The 22,500-nt window shown below is 64.3% G+C and carries 20 protein-coding genes; 6 read left to right on the top strand and 14 right to left on the bottom strand.

Features of this window, described 5'->3' with window-relative positions:
- The 3 genes from ACPFL9_RS18625 to ACPFL9_RS18615 are packed head-to-tail and all read left to right on the top strand — an operon-like array spanning position 1 to position 2,158.
- The gene (locus ACPFL9_RS18625; protein ID WP_426004449.1) at positions 1–639 is read left to right on the top strand and encodes an amino acid ABC transporter permease; all 639 of its coding nucleotides are present in this window, start codon (positions 1–3) and stop codon (positions 637–639) included.
- Complete coding sequence (locus ACPFL9_RS18620) at positions 636–1,289, top strand: amino acid ABC transporter permease (RefSeq protein ID WP_426004448.1); 654 nt, start codon at positions 636–638, stop codon at positions 1,287–1,289. The genes ACPFL9_RS18625 and ACPFL9_RS18620 overlap by 4 nt, the downstream gene beginning before the upstream one ends.
- A 26-nt stretch (positions 1,290–1,315) precedes the next feature.
- A complete protein-coding gene (locus ACPFL9_RS18615) occupies positions 1,316–2,158 on the top strand; it encodes a substrate-binding periplasmic protein (RefSeq protein WP_426004446.1) in 843 nt (280 codons plus the stop codon).
- Positions 2,159–2,230: 72 nt separating this feature from the next.
- Here ACPFL9_RS18615 and ACPFL9_RS18610 read toward each other — a convergent pair whose 3' ends face one another.
- The 7 genes from ACPFL9_RS18610 to xylA all read right to left on the bottom strand — a co-directional run bounded on the left by ACPFL9_RS18610 (position 2,231) and on the right by xylA (position 11,153).
- A complete protein-coding gene (locus tag ACPFL9_RS18610) occupies positions 2,231–3,127 on the bottom strand; it encodes an aldose 1-epimerase family protein (protein WP_426004445.1) in 897 nt (298 codons plus the stop codon).
- Positions 3,124–4,653, bottom strand: a complete 1,530-nt coding sequence (araA, locus tag ACPFL9_RS18605) for an L-arabinose isomerase (protein ID WP_426004444.1) — start codon at positions 4,651–4,653, stop codon at positions 3,124–3,126. The genes ACPFL9_RS18610 and araA overlap by 4 nt, the downstream gene beginning before the upstream one ends.
- A 75-nt stretch (positions 4,654–4,728) precedes the next feature.
- Positions 4,729–5,436 carry an L-ribulose-5-phosphate 4-epimerase gene (locus ACPFL9_RS18600; RefSeq protein ID WP_426004442.1) on the bottom strand — a complete coding sequence of 236 codons (708 nt, stop codon included), beginning with the start codon at positions 5,434–5,436 and terminating at the stop codon, positions 4,729–4,731.
- On the bottom strand, positions 5,433–7,211 hold the full coding sequence (gene araB / locus ACPFL9_RS18595; protein WP_426004441.1) for a ribulokinase: 1,779 nt from the start codon (positions 7,209–7,211) through the stop codon (positions 5,433–5,435). Before araB ends, ACPFL9_RS18600 begins: the two co-directional genes overlap by 4 nt.
- 198 nt (positions 7,212–7,409) lie before the next feature.
- Positions 7,410–8,393, bottom strand: coding sequence for a LacI family DNA-binding transcriptional regulator (locus ACPFL9_RS18590; RefSeq protein ID WP_426007612.1), 984 nt, complete (start codon positions 8,391–8,393; stop codon positions 7,410–7,412).
- A gap of 69 nt (positions 8,394–8,462) precedes the next feature.
- Positions 8,463–9,893, bottom strand: coding sequence for a xylulokinase (gene xylB, locus ACPFL9_RS18585; RefSeq protein ID WP_426004440.1), 1,431 nt, complete (start codon positions 9,891–9,893; stop codon positions 8,463–8,465).
- 72 nt (positions 9,894–9,965) lie between these two features.
- Positions 9,966–11,153, bottom strand: a complete 1,188-nt coding sequence (gene xylA, locus ACPFL9_RS18580) for a xylose isomerase (RefSeq protein WP_426004438.1) — start codon at positions 11,151–11,153, stop codon at positions 9,966–9,968.
- A 135-nt stretch (positions 11,154–11,288) separates the two neighbouring features.
- Between xylA and ACPFL9_RS18575 the strand changes: the two genes are divergently transcribed.
- Together ACPFL9_RS18575 and ACPFL9_RS18570 are read left to right on the top strand one after the other, a co-directional pair.
- On the top strand, positions 11,289–12,494 hold the full coding sequence (locus ACPFL9_RS18575) for an ROK family transcriptional regulator (protein WP_426004437.1): 1,206 nt from the start codon (positions 11,289–11,291) through the stop codon (positions 12,492–12,494).
- Positions 12,495–12,628: 134 nt separating this feature from the next.
- Positions 12,629–13,711, top strand: a complete 1,083-nt coding sequence (locus ACPFL9_RS18570; RefSeq protein WP_426004436.1) for a YihY/virulence factor BrkB family protein — start codon at positions 12,629–12,631, stop codon at positions 13,709–13,711.
- A gap of 101 nt (positions 13,712–13,812) precedes the next feature.
- Here ACPFL9_RS18570 and ACPFL9_RS18565 read toward each other — a convergent pair whose 3' ends face one another.
- Genes ACPFL9_RS18565 through ACPFL9_RS18555 form a run of 3 tightly spaced genes read right to left on the bottom strand, consistent with a single transcriptional unit; the run spans position 13,813 to position 17,032 of the window.
- Positions 13,813–14,652, bottom strand: coding sequence for a sugar phosphate isomerase/epimerase family protein (locus tag ACPFL9_RS18565; protein WP_426004435.1), 840 nt, complete (start codon positions 14,650–14,652; stop codon positions 13,813–13,815).
- Entirely contained in the window at positions 14,649–15,863 is a 1,215-nt protein-coding gene (locus ACPFL9_RS18560; RefSeq protein WP_426004434.1) for a dihydrodipicolinate synthase family protein, read from the bottom strand. Before ACPFL9_RS18560 ends, ACPFL9_RS18565 begins: the two co-directional genes overlap by 4 nt.
- The gene (locus ACPFL9_RS18555) at positions 15,863–17,032 is read right to left on the bottom strand and encodes a Gfo/Idh/MocA family protein (RefSeq protein ID WP_426004432.1); all 1,170 of its coding nucleotides are present in this window, start codon (positions 17,030–17,032) and stop codon (positions 15,863–15,865) included. The genes ACPFL9_RS18560 and ACPFL9_RS18555 overlap by 1 nt, the downstream gene beginning before the upstream one ends.
- A 197-nt stretch (positions 17,033–17,229) precedes the next feature.
- On the opposite strand from ACPFL9_RS18555, the gene ACPFL9_RS18550 reads away from it, so the two are divergent.
- The gene (locus ACPFL9_RS18550) at positions 17,230–18,267 is read left to right on the top strand and encodes a LacI family DNA-binding transcriptional regulator (protein ID WP_426004431.1); all 1,038 of its coding nucleotides are present in this window, start codon (positions 17,230–17,232) and stop codon (positions 18,265–18,267) included.
- 192 nt (positions 18,268–18,459) lie between these two features.
- On the opposite strand, the gene ACPFL9_RS18545 is transcribed toward ACPFL9_RS18550, so the two are convergent.
- The 4 genes from ACPFL9_RS18545 to ACPFL9_RS18530 form a co-directional block, all read right to left on the bottom strand.
- Positions 18,460–18,780: a hypothetical protein gene (locus ACPFL9_RS18545; RefSeq protein ID WP_426004430.1), complete on the bottom strand. Its 321-nt coding sequence runs from the start codon at positions 18,778–18,780 to the stop codon at positions 18,460–18,462.
- 87 nt (positions 18,781–18,867) lie between these two features.
- Positions 18,868–19,671, bottom strand: a complete 804-nt coding sequence (locus tag ACPFL9_RS18540; RefSeq protein ID WP_426004429.1) for a cyclase family protein — start codon at positions 19,669–19,671, stop codon at positions 18,868–18,870.
- Between the two features lie 51 nt (positions 19,672–19,722).
- Positions 19,723–21,369, bottom strand: coding sequence for a thiamine pyrophosphate-binding protein (locus ACPFL9_RS18535; RefSeq protein WP_426004428.1), 1,647 nt, complete (start codon positions 21,367–21,369; stop codon positions 19,723–19,725).
- A 132-nt stretch (positions 21,370–21,501) separates the two neighbouring features.
- A complete protein-coding gene (locus ACPFL9_RS18530) occupies positions 21,502–22,443 on the bottom strand; it encodes a LysR substrate-binding domain-containing protein (RefSeq protein ID WP_426004426.1) in 942 nt (313 codons plus the stop codon).
- Positions 22,444–22,500: the final 57 nt, after the last annotated feature.

Below are 22,500 nucleotides of genomic sequence, written 5' to 3'. Positions count from 1 at the left end.
ATGGAACATCTTGGCGTAGTGGCCCAAGGCGTCACCATGACGCTGCTGCTGACACTGTCCTCCCTGCTTTTCGGTGCCCTTGGGGGAGTGCCCTTGGTTTTGGCGCGGCGCTCGCGGTTTGCAACTGTGCGGTTCGTTGCCAGAAGCTTCATCGAATTACTCCGGGGCATTCCACCGCTCGCGTGGCTGTTCATCATCTACTTCGGTATTGGGACCGGGGTGATCGAGCTGAGTTCCTTTGCAGCGGCAGTGATCGGATTCGGGCTGGTGTCTTCTGCCTACATGGCGGAGATCTACCGGGGCGGTTTGACCGCTATCCATGAGGGCCAGTGGGAAGCGAGCGATGCCCTGGGACTGTCCCGGGCGGCGACGCTGGCTACGATCATCGGTCCGCAAGTGCTTCGGGTGTCCATACCCGCGGCCGCCACCTTCGCCATAGGACTCCTGAAGGATTCCTCCGTGGCTTCCGTGATCGGCGTACAGGACACCATCTATTGGGCCGGCCACGAATCCACAGTGACTGGCGACGCCATAGTGCCGTTCCTCTGGGCGGCGGGACTCTACGTTGCCATGACGATTCCCTGTGCGTGGGCAACGCGGTTGCTGGATGCCAGGCTCCGAAAGAGGGTTGCGCGATGACATTCTTCAACGACTGGGTGGAGTACTTCCCGGATCTGCTGGGCGGACTGGGAGTGAGTCTCCAGCTGACTTTCGTCACCTTGCTGATCGGGCTTCCGGCGGGCCTCGTCCTGGCTTTGGGCGCAGGTTCCGGGAACCGCGCCGTACGGGTTGTGTCCATTGGCGTGATCGAGATCGGCCGCGGCACCCCGGCCCTGGTCGTCCTGCAGCTGTTCTACTTTGGACTTCCGACGGCTGGCATGACGCTGACGTCCTTCGTCGCGGCATCGCTGGCGCTCGCCTTCACCACCGCGGCTTACACCAGCGAGATCATCCGTGGCGGTCTGCAGGCAGTGCCTGGCGGTGAGGTGGAAGCGGGGCATGCCCTGGGCATGGCCCGCCGCGACATCCTTCGCTTTGTTGTGATTCCCCAAGGGATCAGAATCGCCATCCCGCCGCTCATGGGATTCGCGATCATGGTGTTCCAGGCTACCTCCCTGGCCTACACCATTGCCATGCCGGAACTGATGAGCCAGGCCTACTCCATCGGCTCCATCACTTTCCGCTACCTGAGCATCCTCACCCTCGCGGGCCTGATGTACGCATTGATCACCATCCCTGCGAGTTCCCTCAGCAACTTCGTCGAGCATCGATTGGCACGTCACCGTTGACACGCCATCCAGGCAAAGGAACCACCATGAAACTACGAATGATTGCGTCGGCAGTGGCTGCCGTGACGCTTGCTGCGGCCCTCAGCGGTTGTGGCGGTGGCACTCAAGCCGCCGGCTCCAGTACCCCGGCCGACTGCAAACCTGCGTCTGAATTCAGCACCATGAAGAAGGGCGCCCTGACGGTGGCGGTGTATGAAGCGCCTCCGTATGTCACGTTCAAGGGCAACGAACTCGGGGGAGTCGACGGCGACATCCTCATGGGCTTCGCTGCCAAGGAATGCCTCACCATCACCACGGTCTCCGCAGCCGCAGCAGCGGTGATCCCCACAGTCCAAGGCGGCCGCGCAGATGTGGCCACGGGCGGCTGGTGGCGCTCCAAGGCACGCGCCGAAATCCTGTCCTTGACCGATCCGATCTACACCGACCAGATGGTGCTGATCTCCAAGGACGGCCTGAACAAGGTCACCGATCTCAAGGGCAAGAAGGTTGGCACCGTCAACGGAAACGTCTGGGTGGATGACGCCAAGAGCTACCTCGGCGGAGAACTCCAGCTGTACAAGGCTCCGGTGGACCTGTTCCAGGATCTGAAGTCCGGTCGTCTTGACGTTGGTATCGATGGCTTCGGCGAGGCACACAACAACAGCAACGGACTCAGGGTGGAAGTGCTGGAGCCGGACAATGCCATCAAGGCTTCGCTCGAACCGCCGCAGACGTGTCTCCCGGTCACCAAGGACAACGCCGGACTTCTCAAGGCCCTGAACGATTACGTGGACGGCCTGCGCAAGGATGGCACGCTGGAGAATATCGTGGTGAAGAACGGCTTCCCAGCCTCCGCAATCAACACCGGCGACGCCCGCCTGATCGGCTAACCCCACCCAACTAAGTAGCAGCAGAGCGCGTTTTGAACCCTCAAAACGCGCTCTGCTGCGACCCAGTTGGGCTTAGAGGGAGTAGATGGACCAGGACGCCGTGTGCGTTGCCCCGGGTTCCAGGCGGATCAGGTCCCTGCCGCTGTTGAAGGCGTCCGGGGGACACGTCATCGGCTCCACGGCCAGTCCAATCCGGCTCGGGATGGGGGCGGGCTTGTCTGCCGTATGGATCTGCAGCCAGCGGCAGCTTTCGTCCCATGACATTCCGACGCCGGTGCCCGCCGGGTCCCGCAGCGACAGCCGCGCCAGCCCGCCGTCGAAGGTGACGTCCGTAAACGCGTGGTCGATTTCGGTGGTGCCGATGGCCCGTGCGGCGCGGAAATCGAATTCGTGGCCGTCCACCGAGGCCAGTGAAACAGGCAGCAGCCGGTCCGGCGTGACTTCCAGGAAAGCTCCCACCGGCGCTTCCAGAATCCACTCGTCCAAGGGCGAGGAGCCCGCCACCAGGTACGGATGCGGGCAGACGCCGTAGGGCGCTGCGACGTCTGCGGCGTTGTGTGCAGTAACAGCGCAATGCAGGCCACTGTCGGACAGGGCGTAGTGCGCGGTCAGCTCCACCACGAACGGATAGCCCTCCGTGGGCCCCACCGTGCACGTCAAGGTGACTGAACCGGCGTCGTGCTCCTTCAGGGCCCAGTCGAGGGGGTAGGCGAGGCCATGCAACGCGGTTCCACGCTCCGGTTCGCTGACGGCCAGTTGGTGGGTGACGCCGTCGGACGTGTACCGGCCGTCCTCGATCCGGTTGGGCCACGGCGCGGCGATGATGCCGCGGTAATCCGGGATCGGGCCGCCTTCGGGGAAGGGGACCACCAGGTCCCTGCCGTTGAAGCGGAGGACGCGAAGCGCTGCGGCACGTTCCGTGACAACCGCCTCGTAGCCGCCGGCTTTCAGGCTGTATTCAGCGCTCACAGGCCGCCGGCCAACTTGTAGTAGGCCGCGTTCCAGGCGAGTTCCTTTTTGAACTGTTTGATGGTGGTGCTTTCGTCGATGGTGAGCAGTTCCGTGCGGGCGATCTCGGCGAAGTCTTCGAACACCTCGAGTCCCACTTGCGTGGACAGTACCGTGTGGTGGGCGGCGCCGGCGGTGAGCCACGCTGCGGCGGAGGTTGCGAAGTCGGGCTTGGGTTCCCACAGCGCGCGTGCCACCGGCAGGTTGGGAAGGGGCTGGTCGAGGTCGACGACGTCCACGGCGTTGGCGACCAGGCGGAACCGGTCGCGCATGTCGGACAGCGCGACGACGACTCCCGGGCCGGCGTCGGTGTCAAAGACCATCCGGACGGGGTCTTCCTTGCCGCCAATACCCAGGGGATGGATCTCCACGCGCGGTTTCTTCGCCGTGAGGGACGGGCAGACCTCCAACATGTGGGCGCCGAGGATCTTTTCGCTGCCCGGTTCCAGGTGGTAGGTGTAGTCCTCCATGAGGCTCGCACCGCCTGGCAGGCCGCCGCCCATGACTTTCGCGGCGCGAACCAGGATTGCGGTTTTCCAGTCACCTTCGGCGCCGAAGCCGTAGCCGTCGGCCATGAGGCGCTGCACGGCCATGCCCGGGAGTTGGCGAAGTTCGCCCAGGTCCTCGAACGAGGTAGTAAACGCCGCGGATCCGTTGGTTTCCAGGAAGCTGCGCAGGCCGAGTTCGATCCGGGCGCTGTAACGCAACGATTCGTGCCGGTCGCCGCCGGCCTTCAACTCGTCAGCCACGTCGTAGAGCCGCTCGTACTCGGCAACCAGGGCGTCGACGTCGGACTCTGCTGCGGTGTGGACTGCCTCGGCGAGTTCGTTCACGGACCAGGTGTTGACCGAGACGCCGAAGCGCAGCTCGGCTTCGGTCTTGTCGCCTTCGGTGACGGCGACGTTGCGCATGTTGTCACCGAAGCGGGTCAGCTTCAGGTTCCGGACCGCTGCCCAGCCGGCGGAGGCACGCTGCCAGGCGCCTATCTGGCGGGCGACCTCCGGGTTGGAGACATGGCCGACGACAGTCTTCCGCGGCACACCGAGGCGCGCCTGGATGTAGCCGAATTCGCGGTCGCCGTGGGCCGCCTGGTTCAGGTTCATGAAGTCGAAGTCGATGTCCGCCCAGGGGAGGTCCCGGTTGGCCTGCGTGTGCAGGTGGAGCAGCGGCTTACGGAGGGCGTCGAGGCCCTGGATCCACATCTTGGCCGGGCTGAAGGTGTGCATCCACGCGGTCACGCCGATCACGGAATCGTCGGAGTTGGCTTCGAGAGCGGTGCGGCGGATGGCGTCGGAGTCGGTCAGGACGGGCTTCCAGACGAGTTTGACGGGGACATCTGCGTTGTCGTTGAGCGTTTCGGCGATTTCCCGGGACTGGGCTGCGACCTGCTTGAGGACATCCTCGCCATAGAGATGCTGGCTGCCGGTGAGGAACCAGACCTCGTAGTGATCCAGGGTGGTTGAGTTTGCGGACGTGCTGTTGGGCATGGGGTTCTCCAGAAAGTTGGGTGGGGCCGGGTGTCGACGGGTGGGGCCGGGCGTCGGCGGGTGGGGCCGGCCGGTTCAGCGGCCGTACACGTTTTGGTAGCGGTCGTAAAGCGAGGCGATCTTGGCCTCATCGATGGGCAGCGGTTCGCCGAGTTGCCGTGAGACGTGGACGGTCTTGGCTACTTCCTCGCACATCACGGCCGCTTTGACTGCTGCGCGGGCGTCCTTGCCGATGGTGAACGGCCCGTGGTTTTGCATGAGCACGGCCGGGGAATTGGAGTTCTTCAGCGTCTCCACGATCCCGTGGCCGATCGAGTCATCGCCGATCAGCGCGAACGGACCAACGGGAATGGGCCCGCCGAATTCGTCGCTCATCATGGTCAACACGCACGGGATCTCCTCGCCCCGGGCCGCCCAGGCCGTGGCGTAGGTGGAATGCGTGTGCACCACTCCGCCGACCTCGGGCATGTTCCGGTACACGTAGGCGTGCGCTGCGGTGTCCGAGGACGGCGAAAGGTCCGGGTTGCCCCAGTCCACGGTGCCGCCGCTGCCGGTGTTGATGCCCCGGACGGGTACGCCATGAAGATCGGTTACGACCATCAGCTCCGGGGTCAGCTCGTCATAGGAGACACCGGAGGGCTTGATCACCATCAGTTCGTGTCCCGGAATGCGCCCGGACACGTTGCCTGCCGTCCAGACGACAAGTCCGTACCGGGTAAGTTCAGCATGCAGTTCGCAGACTTCCGTGCGGACCTTCGCGATAGTATCCAGCAGCGCGGTCATGCGGGGGCTCCTTCCATGCTGGCTGCGGTGATGTCCGACGGCGGTGCTGCCGCCAGCGGTGCCGCGGCAGTCGCCGTCGTGGTTTCGCGTATGGTCCCTTCACGCGCGGTCCGCTGGATGGCCTTCAGGCGGTGCATGACGTTGTTGGTTCCGCGGCCGAAGTAGTCGTGGAGGGTGCGGTATTCGCGGAACAGTTCCTCGTAGGCGGCGACGTTCTCCGGGATGGGTGTGTAGACGGCGCCGGGGTCCGCTGCCATCGCTGCGGCCGCTTCACGGATGTCCTTGTACTTACCGGCAGCAACGGCGGCGTGGATCGCCGAACCCAAGGCCGGTCCCTGTTCAGATCCGATCGTGGAGAGCTGCAGTCCGGTGGCATCGGCGTAGATCTGCATCAGGAACTTGTTCTTCAGCAGACCGCCCGCCACGATGAATTCCTTCACCGGAACACCCGAATCACGGAATGCCTCCACGATGGTCCGGGTACCGAAGGCCGTCGCCTCGAGCAAGGCCCGGTAGATGTCCTCGGGTTTGGTGGCCAACGTCTGGCCCACCACAACGCCGGACAGTTCGTGGTCCACCAGCACCGAGCGGTTTCCCGAATGCCAATCGAGGGCGATCAGGCCGTGCTCACCAATTTCCTGCTCCGCCGCGAGCCCGGTCAGGTACTCGTGGATACTGACGCCCTGTGCCGAGGCAGCCTCGTGGTATTCCGGCGGGACACCGTTCCTGGTGAACCAGCCGAAGATGTCGCCCACCCCGGACTGCCCTGCTTCATAGCCCCACAAGCCCTCCACGATCCCACCGTCCACCACGCCGCACATGCCAGGGACCTCGCGCAGGACATCGGCGGTCATGACGTGGCACGTGGACGTACCCATGATCGCGACGAGCTGCCCGGGTTCCACCGCGTTCGCAGCAGGAGCGCTGACGTGTGCGTCTACGTTGCCCACGGCCACCGCGATCCCGGCAGGCAGCCCGGTCCAAGCAGCGGCTTCTTCAGTGAGGTAGCCGGCGGCATCGCCCAACCGGCCGATGGTGTGTTCCAGCTTTTCGGAGACAAAGTCCTTGAAACCAGGATTCAGTGCAGCCAGGAAATCCTCCGAGGGGTACTTGCCGTCCTGGTAGATGCCCTTATACCCGGCCGTGCAGGCGTTGCGTACGTAGCTTCCGCAGAGCTGCCACACGATCCAGTCGGCCGCTTCAACCCAGTGCTCCATGGCTGCGTAGACTTCGGGGTCTTCTTCGAGGAGCTGCAGCCCCTTGGCGAACTCCCACTCCGAGGAGATCAGGCCGCCATACCGGGGAAGCCAGGCTTCGTCCCGCGCCTCGGCGAGCTCGTTGATGCGGTCCGCCTGCGGCTGCGCAGCGTGGTGCCGCCAGAGCTTCACGTAGGCGTGGGGACGGTCAGCGAAGCGGTCCAGTTCGTTCAGCGGCGTGCCGTCCGCTGTCGTCGGAACCATGGTGCACGCGGTGAAGTCAGTCGCGATACCCACCACGTTCTTCGGGTCTATACCGGCATCGGCGACGGCGGCCGGTACCGCGTGGCGCAGGACGTCGCGGTAATCGTTGGGCACCTGAAGCGCCCAGTCCGCCGGAAGCCGCCGGCCGGAGCCCGGGAGGCTGTCCGAGACAACCGCGTGCGGGTACTCGAACACTCCACTGCCAAGTTCCTTGCCATCCGAAACGCGCACCACGACGGCGCGTCCGGACAGGGTGCCGTAGTCGACCCCGATGACGTATTGCTCGTCGGGCGGGAAGTTTTCAAAGGTAGTCATGGTGGTCTCCATCCGGCTGGCCAAGGCCTCATTGCCGGGGTCGGGTGAAGGGGGTTCTTGAGGGTCTGTTGCAATTGTTAGCGCTAACAACATGGAAGTCAAGAACCCCGCCCCAACTAGGTCGCATTAGTGCGCGTTATGAACGCTCAAAACGCGCACAAATGCGACCCAGTTGGGTGCTCGGGCGGGGGTGTCACTTCAGCTGCCGGCTGCCGCCGTCGTGGATCTGACCACCAACCGCGGGGCCACCGTGACCGGTGCGCCGGGCTTGCCCGACTCCAACCGGTCCAGGAGCAGTCCGATGCAGCGCCGGCCCAGTTCCTCGAAGTCCTGCGCAACCGTGGTGAGCGGCGGGATGAAGTAGGCGGCTTCAGGTTGGTCGTCAAAGCCGACAACGCTGATGTCCTGAGGAACGCACACTCCGGCCTCGTGGAAGGCCCGGAGGACGCCCAAAGCCATCTGGTCGTTGGCGACGAAGAGCGCGGTGATGGAGCGGTCCCGGGCGATTTTCAAACCCTCGCGGTACCCGCATTCGGCACTCCAGTCTCCTTCGATCAGGACCGGTGCCTCCAACCCCGCGTCAGTAATGGCCTCCTGCCAGCCTTCGATGCGCGCGGCGGCGTCGATCCAGTCGGCTGGTCCGGACAGGTGGCCGATGCGTTGGTGACCCAGTGACACGAGGTGTTCCACCACCAGTCGGGCACCTTCGCGTTGGTCTACCGTGGCACCGCTAAGATGCTCATCGCCGCTCGCGCCGACGGCCACCAGGGGCACCTGCGTGGTGATGTCCTTAAGGACGTCGAAGGTTCCCGGGTGGGGGACCGTCACCACGATCCCGTCCACCCCCTGGTCCATGAAGTGTGCAATCGCATCTTTGATCGTGTCGGGTGTGACGTCCCGCAGGCCGGCCACGCTGACGAAGTACCCGGCATCGCGCGCTGCCTGCTGGACCCCAAGAAGCGTGTGAGACGGTCCATACTGGGCAAGTTCGCTCCCAAGCACCCCGATGGTTTGCGAACGCCTCGTCACCAGGCTCCGCGCGGCGGTGTTGCGTCGGTAACCAAGTTCGGTGATGGCCTGTTCCACACGTTCGCGGGTCTTCTTGCTCACGTTCGGATGGTTGTTTAACACCCGGGACACTGTTTGGTGGGACACGCCTGCCACGCGTGCCACGTCTTCCATGACGGGAGGCCGATTCGGGGCGGATTGTTCGGTGCTCACCCTGTCACGATAGAGCACCGAACCATTGGATCAGCCGAGGGCCGCCTTCGCGGCGTGACGCCGGTACCTGGACAGGAATTCCGGAGCCCTGCCCTGCTGGCGGGCTTCGATGCTGGTTCCCTCCAGGGGCCACTCGGGGAGCGTGCCGGTCAGGACACCCGCTGCTTGGCGGGCGGCGCCGTCGGCCACATACTCCCCGGGCTCGGGGACAAAGACAGGGAGGCCGAAGACGGCCGCAGCCACCTGCTGCACCGCGGGGGATTGCGCTCCGCCGCCCACCAGGATGATCCTCCGGGCGGAAACGCCTTGTGCCTGCAGCGCGGCAAGGCCGTCGGCCAGCGAGCACAGGACACCCTCGACGGCGGCGCGCGCCAGGTTTGCGGGCGTGTAGTTGGACACCGTGAGCCCGTGGAGGGAGCCTGTGGCATCGGGAAGGTTGGGTGTCCGTTCCCCCTCAAAATATGGCACCAAGGTGAGGCCGTCGGCGCCTTCAGGAGCCGACAGCGCCAACTCGCCGAACTCCTTCAGGTTGACGCCAAGCAGGGATGCGGTGGCATCGAAGATCCGGGTGGCGTTCAGCGTGCAGGCAAGCGGCAGGTAATGCCCGGTGGCGTCGGCAAACCCTGCCACCAGTCCGCTGGCATCCCTGGCCGGTACGTCGGACACGGCAAAGACCGTCCCGGACGTCCCGATCGACACCACGACGTCCCCCACCGAGGCGCTGACACCCAGTCCCGCGGCTGCGTTGTCACCGGCGCCGGGCCCGATCAGGGCACCCGCCGGGGTCTTGCCTGCGGCTTCGAGAGGCCCGACGACGGCGGGCAGCACCGGAACGTGGCCGAGCGTGCTGTTGAGGACCTCGGGCAGGTACTCTCCCTTTTCTGCGGAGAAGTATCCCGTGCCCGAGGCATCGGAGCGGTCGGTGCGGAGCAGCTCAAGGGAAGCCGGGCCGGACCCCGGACCGTGGCCTGCCAGTCGCCAGGACAGCCAATCGTGGGGCAGGCAAACGGCGGCGGTCCGGCGGGCGTTGCCGGGTTCGTTGCGCCCGAGCCAACGGAGCTTGGTGGCGGTCAGCGAGGCAACAGGTACCGTTCCGGTCAGGGCTGCCCAGTGCACGCCGCCGGCTTCAGGGTCCCCGGCGCCGGCCTCCCGTGTCAGTTCCTCGGCATCCGGGGCAGACCGCGTGTCGTTCCAGAGGAGCGCCGGCCGCACTACGTCGCCGGATTCGTCCAGGCACACCATGCCGTGCTGCTGGCCGCCGACGGACACAGCGTCCACATCGTCGAGTCCACCCGCCTGGGCAATGGCTTCCTGAAGTGCTGTCCACCAGTGGTCCGGGTGCACCTCGGTGCCCTCCGGGTGTGAAGCGCGGCCCTGGCGGACCAAAGCGCCGGTGGCTGTGTCCCGGATGACTACCTTGCAGGACTGGGTGGAGCTGTCGATCCCTGCGACAAGCGGCATGGGTTTTCCTTCGTGATGCAGTTGCCGGGCCTGGATAAACGGTATCCGGACCCGGCCATGGATTGCTGTGGTTTAGCGGGCGCCGAGCAGGTGCTCGATGGCCAGCTGGTTGAGCCGGATGAAGGCGAAGGAGCGTTCGGCAGCCTTGTCTGCGTCGAACGACTCAAAAGCGGCAGCATCGGCCAGCAGGTCCGCGGTGGTCTCACCCGCGGCAAGCGTGGATTCTCCGAGCTCGAAGACGCCGGACGTTGCCAGGGCTGCCTGTACTTCGGGATCCGCGCGGAAAGCGAGGGCGCGTTCCTTGAGGAGCAGGTACATGGCCATGTTGGACTTGGCGGACTCCCACACGCCGTCGTATCCGTCGGTGCGGGACGGCTTGTAGTCGAAGTGGCGCGGCCCTTCGTAGCGCGGTCCACCGTTCGGGAAGCCGTTCTCCAACAGGTCCACGGTGAAGAAGGCGCTGGTGAGGTCGCCATGGCCGAAGACCAGGTCTTGGTCGTACTTAATACCGCGCTGGCCGTTGAGGTCGATGTGGAAGAGCTTGCCGGCCCACAGCGCCTGGGCAATACCGTGCGTGAAGTTCAACCCGGCCATCTGCTCGTGACCCGTCTCCGGGTTGAGGCCAACGATGTCTCCGTGCTCGAGCTGTGCGATGAAGGCCAGGCCGTGGCCGACCGTCGGCAGGAAGATGTCACCGCGGGGTTCGTTCGGCTTGGGTTCCAAGGCGATGCGAAGGCCGTAGCCCTTTTCCTTGATGTAGCCGGCGGCGGTGTCCACACCTTCCTTCATGCGGTCCAGTGCGGCGGAGAGATCCTTGGAACCGTCGTACTCGCTGCCTTCGCGCCCACCCCACATGACGAAGGTTTCCGCGCCGAGCTCGGCTGCGAGGTCGATGTTGCGCAGGACCTTGCTCAGGGCGAACCGCCGGATGGAGCGATCGTTCGAGGTGAAGCCGCCATCCTTGAAAACCGGGTGGCTGAACAGGTTGGTGGTGACCATGGGCACCTTGAGGCCGGTCTCGGCAAGGGCCGCCTTGAAGTTCTTCAGGATGAGGTCACGCTCCGAACCGGAGGCGTCAAAGGGAACCAGGTCATTGTCATGGAAGGTGATGCCGTAGGCGCCGAGTTCGCTCAGCTTGTGGACCGCCTCAACTGGATCCAGGGCTTGCCGCGTGGCTACGCCAAAGGGATCGGCGCCGGTCCAGCCGACGGTCCAGAGGCCGAAAGTGAAGCGGTCCTGGGGAGTGGGCTGCGGGGTCATTCTTGCTCCTTTGCAAAGCGGGCGAGGGGAATTGGAAGGTGGATTCCAATTAGTTTTCAATCTGAACTATATGGGCGATGATGGATCATGGTCAATGGAACCAAGCAAGAAACTTTCGTGAGGAGTCCTGTGCCAGTGAACGAGCAAGCCGCCCCCGGCCGCGTCGGCGATGTCCGGCGTCGTAATCTTTCGCTCGTCCTGGATTTGATCGCCCGGACCGGAGACGCCAAACCCAGTCGGGCGCAACTGGCAGCCGGGACGGGCCTCACCAAGGCGGCAGTCTCCAGCCTGGTCGCGGACCTCGTCGAATCGGGCTTGGTGACCGAAGTCGGCTTGTACCGCGATGGCGAGCGGGGCCGGCCCGGGCAGGGCCTGGAGCTGAGTCCGCGGCGCGGGGTGGTCGGCATGGAGATCAATGTCGATTACCTTGCCGTGGGCCTGGTGGACCTCAGTGGGAAGCTTCGGTTCAGCTCTACGGAGGAGTCCCCCAATCGCGAGATGCGGCCCTCCGAGGTGATGGACCGCCTTCGTGTCCTTGCCGGTCAGGCCGAGGCGGCGGCTGCCAAAGAGCGCATGGCAATCCTTGGCGGGGGCCTGGCCGTTCCGGGCCTGGTGGATGAGCAGCGCAGCCTGGTGCTGTCCGCGCCGAACCTCCACTGGGAGCGGGAGGCGCTGTCCCCGGACCGCCTGCTCGGCAACACCCCGCTGGGCGTTACGCTCTCCAATGAGGCCAACAGTGCCGCGCTCGGTGAGCTCTGGTACGGCTCGGGCCGCCCGGACTTTCTCTATGTGTCCGGTGAGGTTGGCGTCGGTGGTGGCGTCATCATCGATTCGGAGCTCTATAAGGGTCCCGGCGGATCGGCGGGCGAACTCGGCCACATCGTGGTGCATCCGGAAGGCCCGTCCTGCTCCTGTGGCGGGGCGGGATGCCTGGAAACCTTCGCCGGCCAGGAGGCAATCTTCGCGGCGGCGGGCATCCCTGCAGGGCCGCTGGCTGCCCGCACAGCCGAGCTTCTGGCTGCCCTTGGGGCCGGTCAGTCGCGTGTCGCTGAGGCAGTGCACGACGCCGGAAGGTACCTTGGCGTCGCGCTGGCCTCTTCGGCGCGGCTGCTGGACCTTGAAGCGGTGGTCCTGGGTGGACATTTCGCCGTGCTTGCCGAGTGGCTTAGGCCTGCGTTGCTTGCCAGCCTTGAGCGCCACGCCCCGGGATTGCTGGCCCAAGAGGACCTGGTTGTTTCGACCCTGGAGCATTCAGGTACCTTGTTGGGGGCCGCGGGCCAGGTGATCCGGTCCGTCATCGAGTCGCCTTCGGAGCTGATGCTGGCGGGCAAGCCGGCTTAGCGGCAGGCCGTCCCGGCGGCCATCAGGCAAGGATCTGTGCCTCGTTCGGCGCGGGTGCTTCCGAAGCATTCATCAGCATGCTTACTATTGATGGGTCAGTTGTTCGCGAAATCTACCCCACGGACGAGTGCCTCATGACTACACAAGATTCATCACACACCAGTACAGCCAAAGCGGGCGAAGCGCCGGCCCCGGAAGACTCCCGGAAGCCGGACAGCCCCAACGACCTCGTCAAGCCCACCTGGATGTACATCGCCAAGAGGACGCTGAAGGAGTTCAGTAAGGACCAGTGTCCGGACGCCGCAGCAGGGCTTACCTACTACGCGGTGCTTTCCCTCTTCCCGGCGCTCCTCGCGCTTGTATCCCTGATCGGGCTTTTTGGAGATGCCGGAAAGACGACGTCCGCGCTGTTGGACATCGTCCAGCAGTTCGCTCCCGGCCCAGGCGTTGACGCCATGCGGCAGCCCATCGAGGAGTTGACGCGTTCGAACACCGCCGGCTTCGCATTGGTCTTCGGTATCCTCGTGGCCTTGTGGTCAGCCTCCGGCTACACCACGGCGTTCAGCCGGGCCATGAACCGCGTGTACGAGGTGGACGAGGGCCGCGGCTTCGTGAAGCTGCGCGGCACCATGCTGGCCGTCACCGTCGTCGCAGTTGTCGGTGCGGCACTGGTAGCCGGCATGCTGGTGCTCAGCGGCCCGGTCGCCGAAGCGGTCGGCGGCGCGATCGGCATGTCCGAGACCTTCCTGACCGTGTGGAACATTGCCAAGTGGCCGGTCCTGATCCTCCTGACCGTCGTTGTCATTGCAGTGCTCTACTACTTCACGCCAAACGTCAAACAGCCCAAGTTCCGCTGGATGAGCATGGGTTCCTTAATCGCCCTGGTGGTCTTCGGCCTGGCCTCGCTGGGCTTCGGGTTCTACGTCGCCAACTTCAGCAACTACAACAAGACGTATGGTGCGCTGGCCGGCGTCATCATCATGCTGCTGTGGCTTTGGATCCTGAACATGTCCCTCCTGTTCGGCGCCGAGTTCGACGCAGAAATGGAACGTGGACGCCAGTTGCAGGGCGGCATCGAAGCCGAAGAAAGCATCCAGCTCCCGCCCCGCGACACCAAACGCAGCGAGAAGCAGCAGAAACAAGAGGATGAAGTGATCCGTCGCGGTCAGGAGATCCGTGAGGAACATGGAAAACCGGAGCCTGACCGCAAGTCGTAAACAACCCTATGAAAGCGGGCCCCTGCCGTGACCTTGGCAGGGACCCGCTGGTGGCGCGATCCTCCCGCGGAACTTAGGGCATCTGCGGGAGGACCAGTCTTTTAGGCGTACGGGAGGACGAGCTCCGCGTAGCGCTGTTTCATGGTTTCCAGGACCGAGTCGCCGTCGGCGTCCCAGATTTCCTGGTTGAAGATTTCAACCTCGATATCGCCCGTGTATCCGGCATCCCTGACCCAGGTGCCGATGGTCGCGAAGTCGATGACGCCGTCGCCCATCATGCCGCGCGACAGGAGCGCGTCCGCAGCGATCGGCACATTGAAGTCGCACACCTGGTAGGAAGCAATGCGGTTTTCGCGCCCGGCGCGTTCGATCTGCGCCTTCAGGTCCGGATCCCACCAGACGTGGAAGGTGTCGACGGCGACGCCCACAGCCTTCGCGTCGTACGGCGCGGCGAGATCCAAGGCCTGGCCGAGGGTGGAGATGAGTGCCCGGTCCGCGGCGTACATCGGGTGCAGCGGCTCAAGGACCAGCCGGACGCCGTTCTCCGAAGCGAACGGGACCAGTTCCTCGAGGCGGTCCGCCACGCGCTGGCGGGCAGCGACGACGTCCTTTTCGCCGGGAGCAAGCCCACCGACCACCAGGAACAGTTCCTGGGTGTCCAGCGCCACCGCTTCACGGACGGCGTCGAAGTTGTCGGCCAGGGCAGCAGCTTGTCCCTCGGCATCGGCTGCCGTCAGGAACCCTCCGCGGCACAGGGACGAGACGCGGAGTCCGGCATCCTTGATCAGCTTGGCGGCCTTGTCCAGGCCGGCTTCGGCCACCCGGTCGCGCCACGGGCCGATGGCAGGGATGCCGGCGCGGGCACAGCCGTCCACAGCCTCGGCCAGCGTCCATTTCTTGGTGGTGGCGCTGTTGAGGGACAGTCGCGTGAAGTCGCTCATGCACCCACCCCGTTGATCCGCAGGAAGTCGGACATCCGGAAGGCTGCCAGCGACGGATCCCTGAGGAGGCCCGCCTGGTCTGCCAGCTCGAAGGTCCGCGCCAGGTGCAGGACCGAACGGCCGGAGTGCAGGCCGCCCACCATCTGGAACCCGGGCTGCTTGCCGTTGAGCCAGGACAGGAAGGCAATGCCGGTCTTGTAGTAGAAGGTCGGTGCACTGAAGATGTGCTTTCCGAGCTCACGGGTGGAGTCCAGGATGGCGCGCCCTTCCGCACCGTTGCCGGCGTCGTACTTCTGCAGGGCGACCGAAGCGGCAGGGTAGATCGCCGCAAAGATGCCCAACAGGGCGTCCGAATGGTGGGTTTGGTCGCCGTCGATCAGTTCCGGGTAGTTGAAGTCGTCGCCGGTGTAGAGGCGGACGCCTTCCGGGAGGTTCGCGCGGAGGGCGACCTCGTGCGAGGCGTCCAGCAGTGAAACCTTGACGCCGTCCACCTTGTCCGCGTGTTCCCGGATGAGGCTGAGGAAGGTCTCGGTGGCGACGGAAACATCGTCCGAGCCCCAGTATCCGGCCAGCGCGGGATCGAACATGGTGCCGAGCCAGTGCAGGATGACGGGCTGGTCCACTTCCTGCAGGAGCGTGGAGTAGACATGGAGGTAGTCGTCGGCGCCGTTCGCAACCTTGGCCAGGGCACGGGACGCCATCAGGATCACCTTGGGGCCGGCTTCGCTGACGACGGCGATCTGCTCCCGGTAGGCCTCGATCACCGCCTGGATGCCGGCGGCGCCGTCGGGAAGGGCAGCGATGTCCAGCTGGTCGGTTCCGGCCCCGCAGGACACAAGGTCGCGGACGGACTTGCCTGTGATTGCCGCGTTTCCGGCTGAAACAATCGAGGCAGCCTCGGCTCCGGTGCGCTTGATGAGCTGTTGGGTCGCTGCCCAGTCCAGGCCCATGCCGCGCTGGGCGGTGTCCATGGCATCGGCAACGCCCAGGCCGTAGGACCAGAGCTCGTGGCGGTAGGCCAACGTCGCGTCCCAGTCGAGCTGTGCCGGGGCGCCGGGGGTGTTGTCCGCAGCGACCTCGGGGATGACGTGCGCTGCGGCGTAAGCGCGGCGGGCCGTCAGGGGAGCGGCCGGCTTGGCCCACGAGGTGGCGGGCTGGAGGCGGTACTCGCGTGTCCCGCCGTCGTTGGTGGGAAGAATCAGTGAGGTCATTAGAGGGTGATCTCCGGGATGTCGATGGTGCGGCGCTCAGCCGAGGACTGCAGGCCGAGTTCGGCCAGCTGGACGCCGCGGGCGGCGGAGAGCAGGCCAAAGCGGTGCTCGCGGCCGGCGACGACGTCGCGCAGGAACTCTTCCCACTGCAGCTTGAAGCCGTTGTCCAGTTCAGCGTTGGCGGGGACTTCCTGCCACTGGCTGCGGAAGGACTCGGTGACGGGAAGGTCCGGGTTCCAGACGGGCTTGGGGGTGTGGGCGCGCTGCTGCGCAACGCACTTGTTCAAACCGGCGACGGCGGAACCGTGCGTGCCGTCGATCTGGAACTCCACCAGTTCATCGCGGTAGACGCGAACGGCCCAGGAGGAATTGATCTGGCCGATGACGTCGTCGCCGCCCGGGGTTTCGAGTTCGAAGATGCCGTAGGACGCGTCGTCCGCGGTGGCCTTGTATTCCTTGCCGGCCTCGTCCCAGCGTGCCGGGATGTGCGTGGCGGTCTTGGCGTTGACGCTCTTGACCTTGCCGATGATGCCTTCGAGCACGTAGTTCCAGTGGCAGAACATGTCCGTGGTCATTCCGCCGCCGTCTTCCTTGCGGTAGTTCCAGGACGGACGCTGTGCAGCCTGCACGTCGCCTTCGAAGACCCAGTAGCCGAACTCGCCACGGATGGAGAGAATGCGGCCGAAGAAGCCTTCGTCCACCAGGCGGCGGAGCTTGACCAGGCCGGGGAGGTACAGCTTGTCATGGACCACGCCTGCGGTGACGCCGGCTTCCTTGCCGATCTGCGCGAGCTCGATCGCTTCCTCAAGCGTTTCTGCGGTGGGCTTCTCGGTGAAGATGTGCTTGCCCGCACGCATGGCCTTCTTCAAGGTGGCGGCGCGGAGGCTGGTCATGGAAGCGTCGAAGATGATGTCCACGGTGGGATCGTTGATGACGGCGTCCAGGTCGGTGGTCCATTCGGAGACCTTGTGGAGCTCGGCGAGCTCGCGGATCTTGGCTTCGTTCCGGCCGACCAGGATCGGTTCGACCTGGACCTTGGTGCCGTCTTCCAGCGTGAAGCCGCCGGCGTCGCGGATCGGAAGGATGGACCGCAGCAGGTGCTGGCGGTAACCCATCCGGCCGGTGATGCCGTTCATGGCGATGCGGATCGTCTTTGTTTCGAAGCCCATGTTTTCTCCAGTGCCTTGGTGTGCTTGCTCGCTGCGGTGCGGCCAGCTGGTGCGAATACTCGGTGGGAAAGCGCATTCCCATTGCTTCGATAATGCCTCACTGCCCCTGCAATTGGCAAGCGCTTTCCCAAAACTGCCGGAAGACTGCCATAATTTCCTTAGCGCCAGCCCCGACGCCTGCAGAGAAGGAGGGCCCCGTGGCCGCCAGCACACTGAGTGAAGTAGCCCGCCTGGCAGGAGTATCCCTGGCCACGGCATCCCGGGTGCTCAACGGGTCTTCACGCAAGCCCGCCGAGGAAATCGCCGAGCGCGTCCGCGAAGCCGCAGACAAGCTCGGCTACATTCCCAACGCCCAGGCGCAGGCGCTCGCCAAGTCCAGTTCGGGTCTCATCGGCTTGATCGTGCATGACATTGCCGATCCCTACTTCGCCGCCATCGCCCGCGGGGTACAGGACGCCGCCCGCCAGCAGAACCGCATGGTGCTGCTGGCCAGTACATCCGGGGCTCCGCTCGATGAGAAGGAAGCCGTAGCCGCCTTCGCCGCGCGCCGCGCCGACTCGATCGTCATTGCAGGTTCCCGCTCCGTGCGCCCCGGGGACAAAGACGGGAACGCCCAACTCGCGGCCGAACTGGACCGCTATTGCCGCAACGGAGGGCAAGTCGGCGTTGTTGGCCATCCGGTGGCTGGATCTTCAGTCACCGAGGGGTACCACGTGGTGGAGGTACCCAACCAGGAGCTTGCGGCTTCCCTGGCCCTCGAGTTGGCGGGTACCCACCACGGCGACTTCCTGGTGGTGGCCGGTCCTGAGGGGCTGCTCACGTCCGACGACCGTGTCCGCGGCTTCCAGAGCGGGCTCAAGAAGGCTGGCCGTCCCGAAGCAGAGGTGATCCGCACCGGCTTTAACCGCGACGGAGGCTACGACGCCGGCCCCGGCCTGGCTGCCCGCATCAAGGCATCAGCGGAGCGGCTTTGCATCTTTGCCGTGAACGACGTCATGGCCATCGGGATCACTGCCGCGCTGCGGTCCGAAGGGGTATGGATTCCGCGGGACGCCACCATTGCGGGCTTCGACGACATCGAGACCCTCCGCGACTTCCGGCCTGCGCTTTCCACCGTCTACTTGCCCCTTGAGGAAATCGGCAGGCTCGCTGCCGGCGCAGCAGAAGGCGGCTCGGTCAGCGGTTCCGTCAAGCTTCGCCGGAGCACCGAAGTTCCGGCTGACAACCCCGCCTGACGCGCCGGCGGACCGGGCAATTCCCGACGGCGGCATGTGGCTTGCGCGTCGGGCGCACCAGCGCTCGAGTGGCCTCACGCGGTGACGGTGATTCCCGCCGTCGGGCATGACGCGGGCGGGGAAGGCAGCCTGTCACTTCGTGTTCGGGTCTTTGACAGTGATGAGCCCGGACCGTGATGGTCGCACCTGATCTCACCCACCCACTTGGTAATCCGGTACGGTGTTCGTGAAACGCCTCTGCGGCCGGTCTCTCGATCTGGATGGGTAAAGATGATCATCGGTCATTCGGTATCGAAGCTCGCCGTCGAGGAGCCCCGGTTCCAGCCAGACCTCGTAGTTGTCCGCTGCCAGGAACATCTCGCGCTCGTATGCCCCGTCCGCAGCTATCCAGATCATGCTTGCGTCGGGCATTACGGCGGCCACCGTTCCCGTGCGTACCACCGCGCCCAAGTGCCTTATCTCTACAGGAACGCCGTCCAAGCGGTGCCACTCGGATGCGGGATACAGCATCATCGATCTGCCCTTGGCTTGAAGCCTTCCGGCCCGTCGGCATGGACCAAGAGATAGCTCTCCTTCGATAGGGCTGCCTGGGCAGCTGCCCTAGACCTGGGGTTCTTCGACAAAAGCCAGAACACGGGCCGGGCTCGCAGTTCCGCCCACTATGGGCAAGGGCGTGACCACAATGAAGGCGCCAGTGGCCGGCAACTGCTGAAGGTTCTTCAGGGAGGTGACCCCATACTTGTCGTTTCCCAACAGAAAATGATGCATGGGGAAAGGTGGCTCCAAGCTGAAGCCTGCACCGGCGTCGATCCCTACCGTCTCCACACCAAAGCCAGCAATATCGGTCTCCTCAGCAAGCCATCGCGCGCACTCTGCCGAGACGCCGGGCGTGTGCGGCCCCGTTTCATCGGCATTGAGGAACAGGGATTCGTTGTCTCCAAAAGCGTCCCACCCAGTACGGTAAAGCAACCATGCACCCTTGGGCAGCTTGCCGTTGCTGGCTTCCCATGCCTCGATGTGGTGGACCTCAAGCAGAAAGTCGGGGTCCGCCGCGGCCTCTGAGGATGCATCAATCACGACGGCGGGGCCGACGAGTTTTTCGGGCGGCAGCTGGGAAATGTCCCGCCCTTCCCTCCCGCTGACCCAGTGGATGGGCGCGTCGACGTGGGTGCCAAAATGCTCGCCCACGTGGATGTTGTTGTGCGCCCACATGGGTCCACGCTCGTCGTAAGCCGCTACTTCTTCGAGGCTGAGATCGATGACGTTGGAAAGAGGTGCCGGCAAGCGCAGGGCGGGAGTATTGGGCGTCAAGGGAGTTGTCAGGTCGATGACGCGAATGCACCCCTGGGCAAGTCCTTCAACCAAGTTGGCCAGCAGCTGCGGCTTGGACGTTGTGTTGGTCATGACAGTGGTACCTGTGCGGTCAATTTTTTTGCCTCGTTCCTGTTGATGGCCTTAGTGGCCTTTGAATGCTTCCTCGAGCCACCAAGACGCAAAGCTGACGGTCTTTGCGTCGATAAGCAGCGGCTTGTCCCGGTCCCCTTCGAGCCATTCACGCACTGGTTCCAGATCTTCCGGCTTACGTACGGTTGCAGCTGCAAAGCCGTAACCGCGTGCGATGGCTGCGAAATCAGTGTCAGGAAAAGTAATAAGCCCCAGAGCGTCATCGTCCTCACCGAAGTGGTGGACTTCCGCTCCGTAAGCAGAGTCGTTGTAGACGATAACCACCAGCGGGATACCCAGCCTCACAACGGACTCCATCTCCGCTGAAGCCATCAGGGCGCCGCCGTCTCCGGTGCCGAGGACCGGGAGCCTGTCCGGCTGTGCGTATGCTGCCCCGATTGCACTGGCCAGACCCAGCCCCACACATTGGAAGGCCTGGCTGAAGACGAGCCCGTTCTCGTCAGGAATATCAAGGAAGGCGCTGGGATATCCGAGGAAGTTGCCCGAATCGACGGCCACCACCCTTTCCTTGTCGAGCATCCCGTCCAAAGCGATGGTGAGGGTCCGGGGATCGATGCGCTCTCCATCGCCCAAGTCCTCGTAAGGGACGTCCTGCCATCGGCCTTCGGATTTGATGGCTTGTGCGATCTCTTCGGTTCGGTAGCCAACACGGGAGAAACCGCGGCTGCGGAGCTCGCTGGCTGTTGCTGCTGCCGTAAGCCCTGCGTCGCCCAAGACGCCGAAATCCACGGGCCGGTGCTTGCCGGGTGCCAGCGGATCAACGTCCACCTGCACAACCGTGGTGGCCGGGCCAATGAGCTCGCCGTGCCGCATGGTCCACATGTTCAATGCAGAACCAAAGGAGATGATGAGGTCGGAGTCCTGGATGGTGCGAGCCGCCAGCGGCGTACTGAAACCACCGGAAATGTCCAGATAGAACGGATCGTCATTGAACAGCCCGCGTGCGACCGCCGAGGTTGCCAAAAGAGCTCCCGAAACCTCCGCAAGATCGCGGAGCTGAGGTCCGGCACCGCGCCCACCGCGGCCGGCGATGATGACGGGACGATTCGACCGCTCGATAAGGTCGGCCAGGTGGCTGATGTCTTCGGCAACTGGTGCGGCCACCGTTGAAAGGGAGGCCCCGCTGGCAACTGAGGCAGCATACTCTTCGGTGGTTTCGGAGTTTTGGATGTCCAAAGGGAGATTGATCAGCACAGGAATGCGGCGCGTTACTGCCGTCCTGTAGGCAAGGGCAACGTCCCGGGCGGCAGTCTCCCCGGAGATACGGAAGCTGGCGGCTCCAACGGATTCAACCAGATGGCTCTGCTCGATGCGGAAATTGGAATGAATAGCCGACGACGCAACTTCGGCGGCGAGAATCAGCATTGGTGTGCCGGATTTCGCGGCTTCCGCGATGCCGGTAATGGCATTTGTCAGCCCGCATCCCTGGTGCAAGGAGATTACAGGGACTGAGCTGCCTACTCGTCCAAAGGCGTCCGCCATAGACGCGGCTCCGCCCTCGTGACGGGCCGCCACATACGTGGCCCCGCCGGCAATGAGAGCCTTGGTCACGTCATAGTTGCCGCTGCCGACAACACCAAAAACCTGGCGGACGCCAAGCCCTATCAGCGTTTCAGCCACTTTCTCAAAAACACGCATCTGATTCGTACCTCGGGTTCTGGTTGCTGGAAGCTCTACACGAAGATGCTCCCCTTGGCTGGCTCGAATGGCTAATGCCTATTTCACTCACCAATCCTGAATAGGGCATAGCTGTGGATCAGGGGCATCACATCAGGAGGCCGAAATCGTCTTGCGGATTCCCACGGCTACTTGTTCAAAGCAACGCAGCATCAACACCACCGCAGGGCTCGGCAGCCTGTCCTGCAAAGTGGTCACGCCAACCGTCTGACTGATGCCTTTGATTCTCGCTCCAACAATGCGAAGGAGCGGATCAGCGGCCCCAATAGTGCGGGGCTGGAGCGCAAGAAAGTCAGTTTCTGCAACGATGGCACGAAGGGTCATGGGGGAGGAGCAATCCACCTGTTGCTCCGGCAGCTCCAGACGCTCACGGGCAAAGGCGCTTTCAAGCTCGCCGCGCAGTGCTGTCTGCGCCACCGGCATGACCCACGGGTAGTTTCGCAATTGATCCAAGGTGGTTTCACCGCGCTCAAAGACAGGGTGCCCATCTCTTGCAACAACTTCGAATGGCTCGTGGTAAAGCGCCGCTTGCTGTAAGTCAGGAACGCCATGCTGCGGGGTGAGGCGCCCTACGACAATGTCGATTTCACCTGCGACGAGTCCATTGGTCAGCCGGTCGGGAGTCGCCTCGTGGACATGGACGCTTACGTGCGGCCGTTGTTGCTTCAACAGCGCTATCGCCTTGGGCAGCAGCAGGTTGCCTCCTGCCACGTACGTGCCGATGGTGACAGACCCTGCGGTGGCATCCGCCAGCTCTGCTATGTGCTGGGTCGCTTGCTGCAGGTGGCCCACCACGGCCCGCGCGTGACTGATGAAGACCTCCGCAAAGGGCGTGGGGCGGACCCCGCGGGCGCCCCTTTCGAAAAGAGGCGCCCCAAGGGCATCCTCGACCTCTCGCAAACCCCTGCTGACCGCGGGCTGGGTGATGTACAGGTGCCTGGCCGCACTCACGATGGTGCCGTGATCAGCGATCGCCAGAACGAGGACGAGATGACGGATCTTCAGGGGGCCATTCAAGAGGGATCTGATATCCATGTCGACGATGATATGCCCATATGGACATGGCTGGTACGGGAAAAGGCATTCGACGGA

Source organism: Paenarthrobacter sp. NyZ202, assembly GCF_049860755.1.
GTDB lineage: Bacteria > Actinomycetota > Actinomycetes > Actinomycetales > Micrococcaceae > Arthrobacter.
This window is presented reverse-complemented; position numbering and strand designations above follow the sequence as displayed.

Bases quoted from the DNA above. Each gene is read 5' to 3' on its own strand.
- xylA (WP_426004438.1), bottom strand. From the start codon at position 11,153: ATGACCCCGCAGCCCACTCCCCAGGACCGCTTCACTTTCGGCCTCTGG.
- ACPFL9_RS18535 (WP_426004428.1), bottom strand. From the start codon at position 21,369: ATGCGTGTTTTTGAGAAAGTGGCTGAAACGCTGATAGGGCTTGGCGTC.
- ACPFL9_RS18590 (WP_426007612.1), bottom strand. From the start codon at position 8,393: ATGGAAGACGTGGCACGCGTGGCAGGCGTGTCCCACCAAACAGTGTCC.
- ACPFL9_RS18600 (WP_426004442.1), bottom strand. From the start codon at position 5,436: ATGACCGCGCTGCTGGATACTATCGCGAAGGTCCGCACGGAAGTCTGC.
- xylB (WP_426004440.1), bottom strand. From the start codon at position 9,893: ATGCCGCTTGTCGCAGGGATCGACAGCTCCACCCAGTCCTGCAAGGTA.
- araB (WP_426004441.1), bottom strand. From the start codon at position 7,211: ATGACTACCTTTGAAAACTTCCCGCCCGACGAGCAATACGTCATCGGG.
- ACPFL9_RS18620 (WP_426004448.1), top strand. From the start codon at position 636: ATGACATTCTTCAACGACTGGGTGGAGTACTTCCCGGATCTGCTGGGC.
- ACPFL9_RS18540 (WP_426004429.1), bottom strand. From the start codon at position 19,671: ATGACCAACACAACGTCCAAGCCGCAGCTGCTGGCCAACTTGGTTGAA.
- ACPFL9_RS18615 (WP_426004446.1), top strand. From the start codon at position 1,316: ATGAAACTACGAATGATTGCGTCGGCAGTGGCTGCCGTGACGCTTGCT.
- ACPFL9_RS18545 (WP_426004430.1), bottom strand. From the start codon at position 18,780: ATGATGCTGTATCCCGCATCCGAGTGGCACCGCTTGGACGGCGTTCCT.
- ACPFL9_RS18560 (WP_426004434.1), bottom strand. From the start codon at position 15,863: ATGACCTCACTGATTCTTCCCACCAACGACGGCGGGACACGCGAGTAC.
- ACPFL9_RS18625 (WP_426004449.1), top strand. From the start codon at position 1: ATGGAACATCTTGGCGTAGTGGCCCAAGGCGTCACCATGACGCTGCTG.
- ACPFL9_RS18570 (WP_426004436.1), top strand. From the start codon at position 12,629: ATGACTACACAAGATTCATCACACACCAGTACAGCCAAAGCGGGCGAA.
- ACPFL9_RS18555 (WP_426004432.1), bottom strand. From the start codon at position 17,032: ATGGGCTTCGAAACAAAGACGATCCGCATCGCCATGAACGGCATCACC.
- ACPFL9_RS18530 (WP_426004426.1), bottom strand. From the start codon at position 22,443: ATGGATATCAGATCCCTCTTGAATGGCCCCCTGAAGATCCGTCATCTC.
- araA (WP_426004444.1), bottom strand. From the start codon at position 4,653: ATGCCCAACAGCACGTCCGCAAACTCAACCACCCTGGATCACTACGAG.
- ACPFL9_RS18565 (WP_426004435.1), bottom strand. From the start codon at position 14,652: ATGAGCGACTTCACGCGACTGTCCCTCAACAGCGCCACCACCAAGAAA.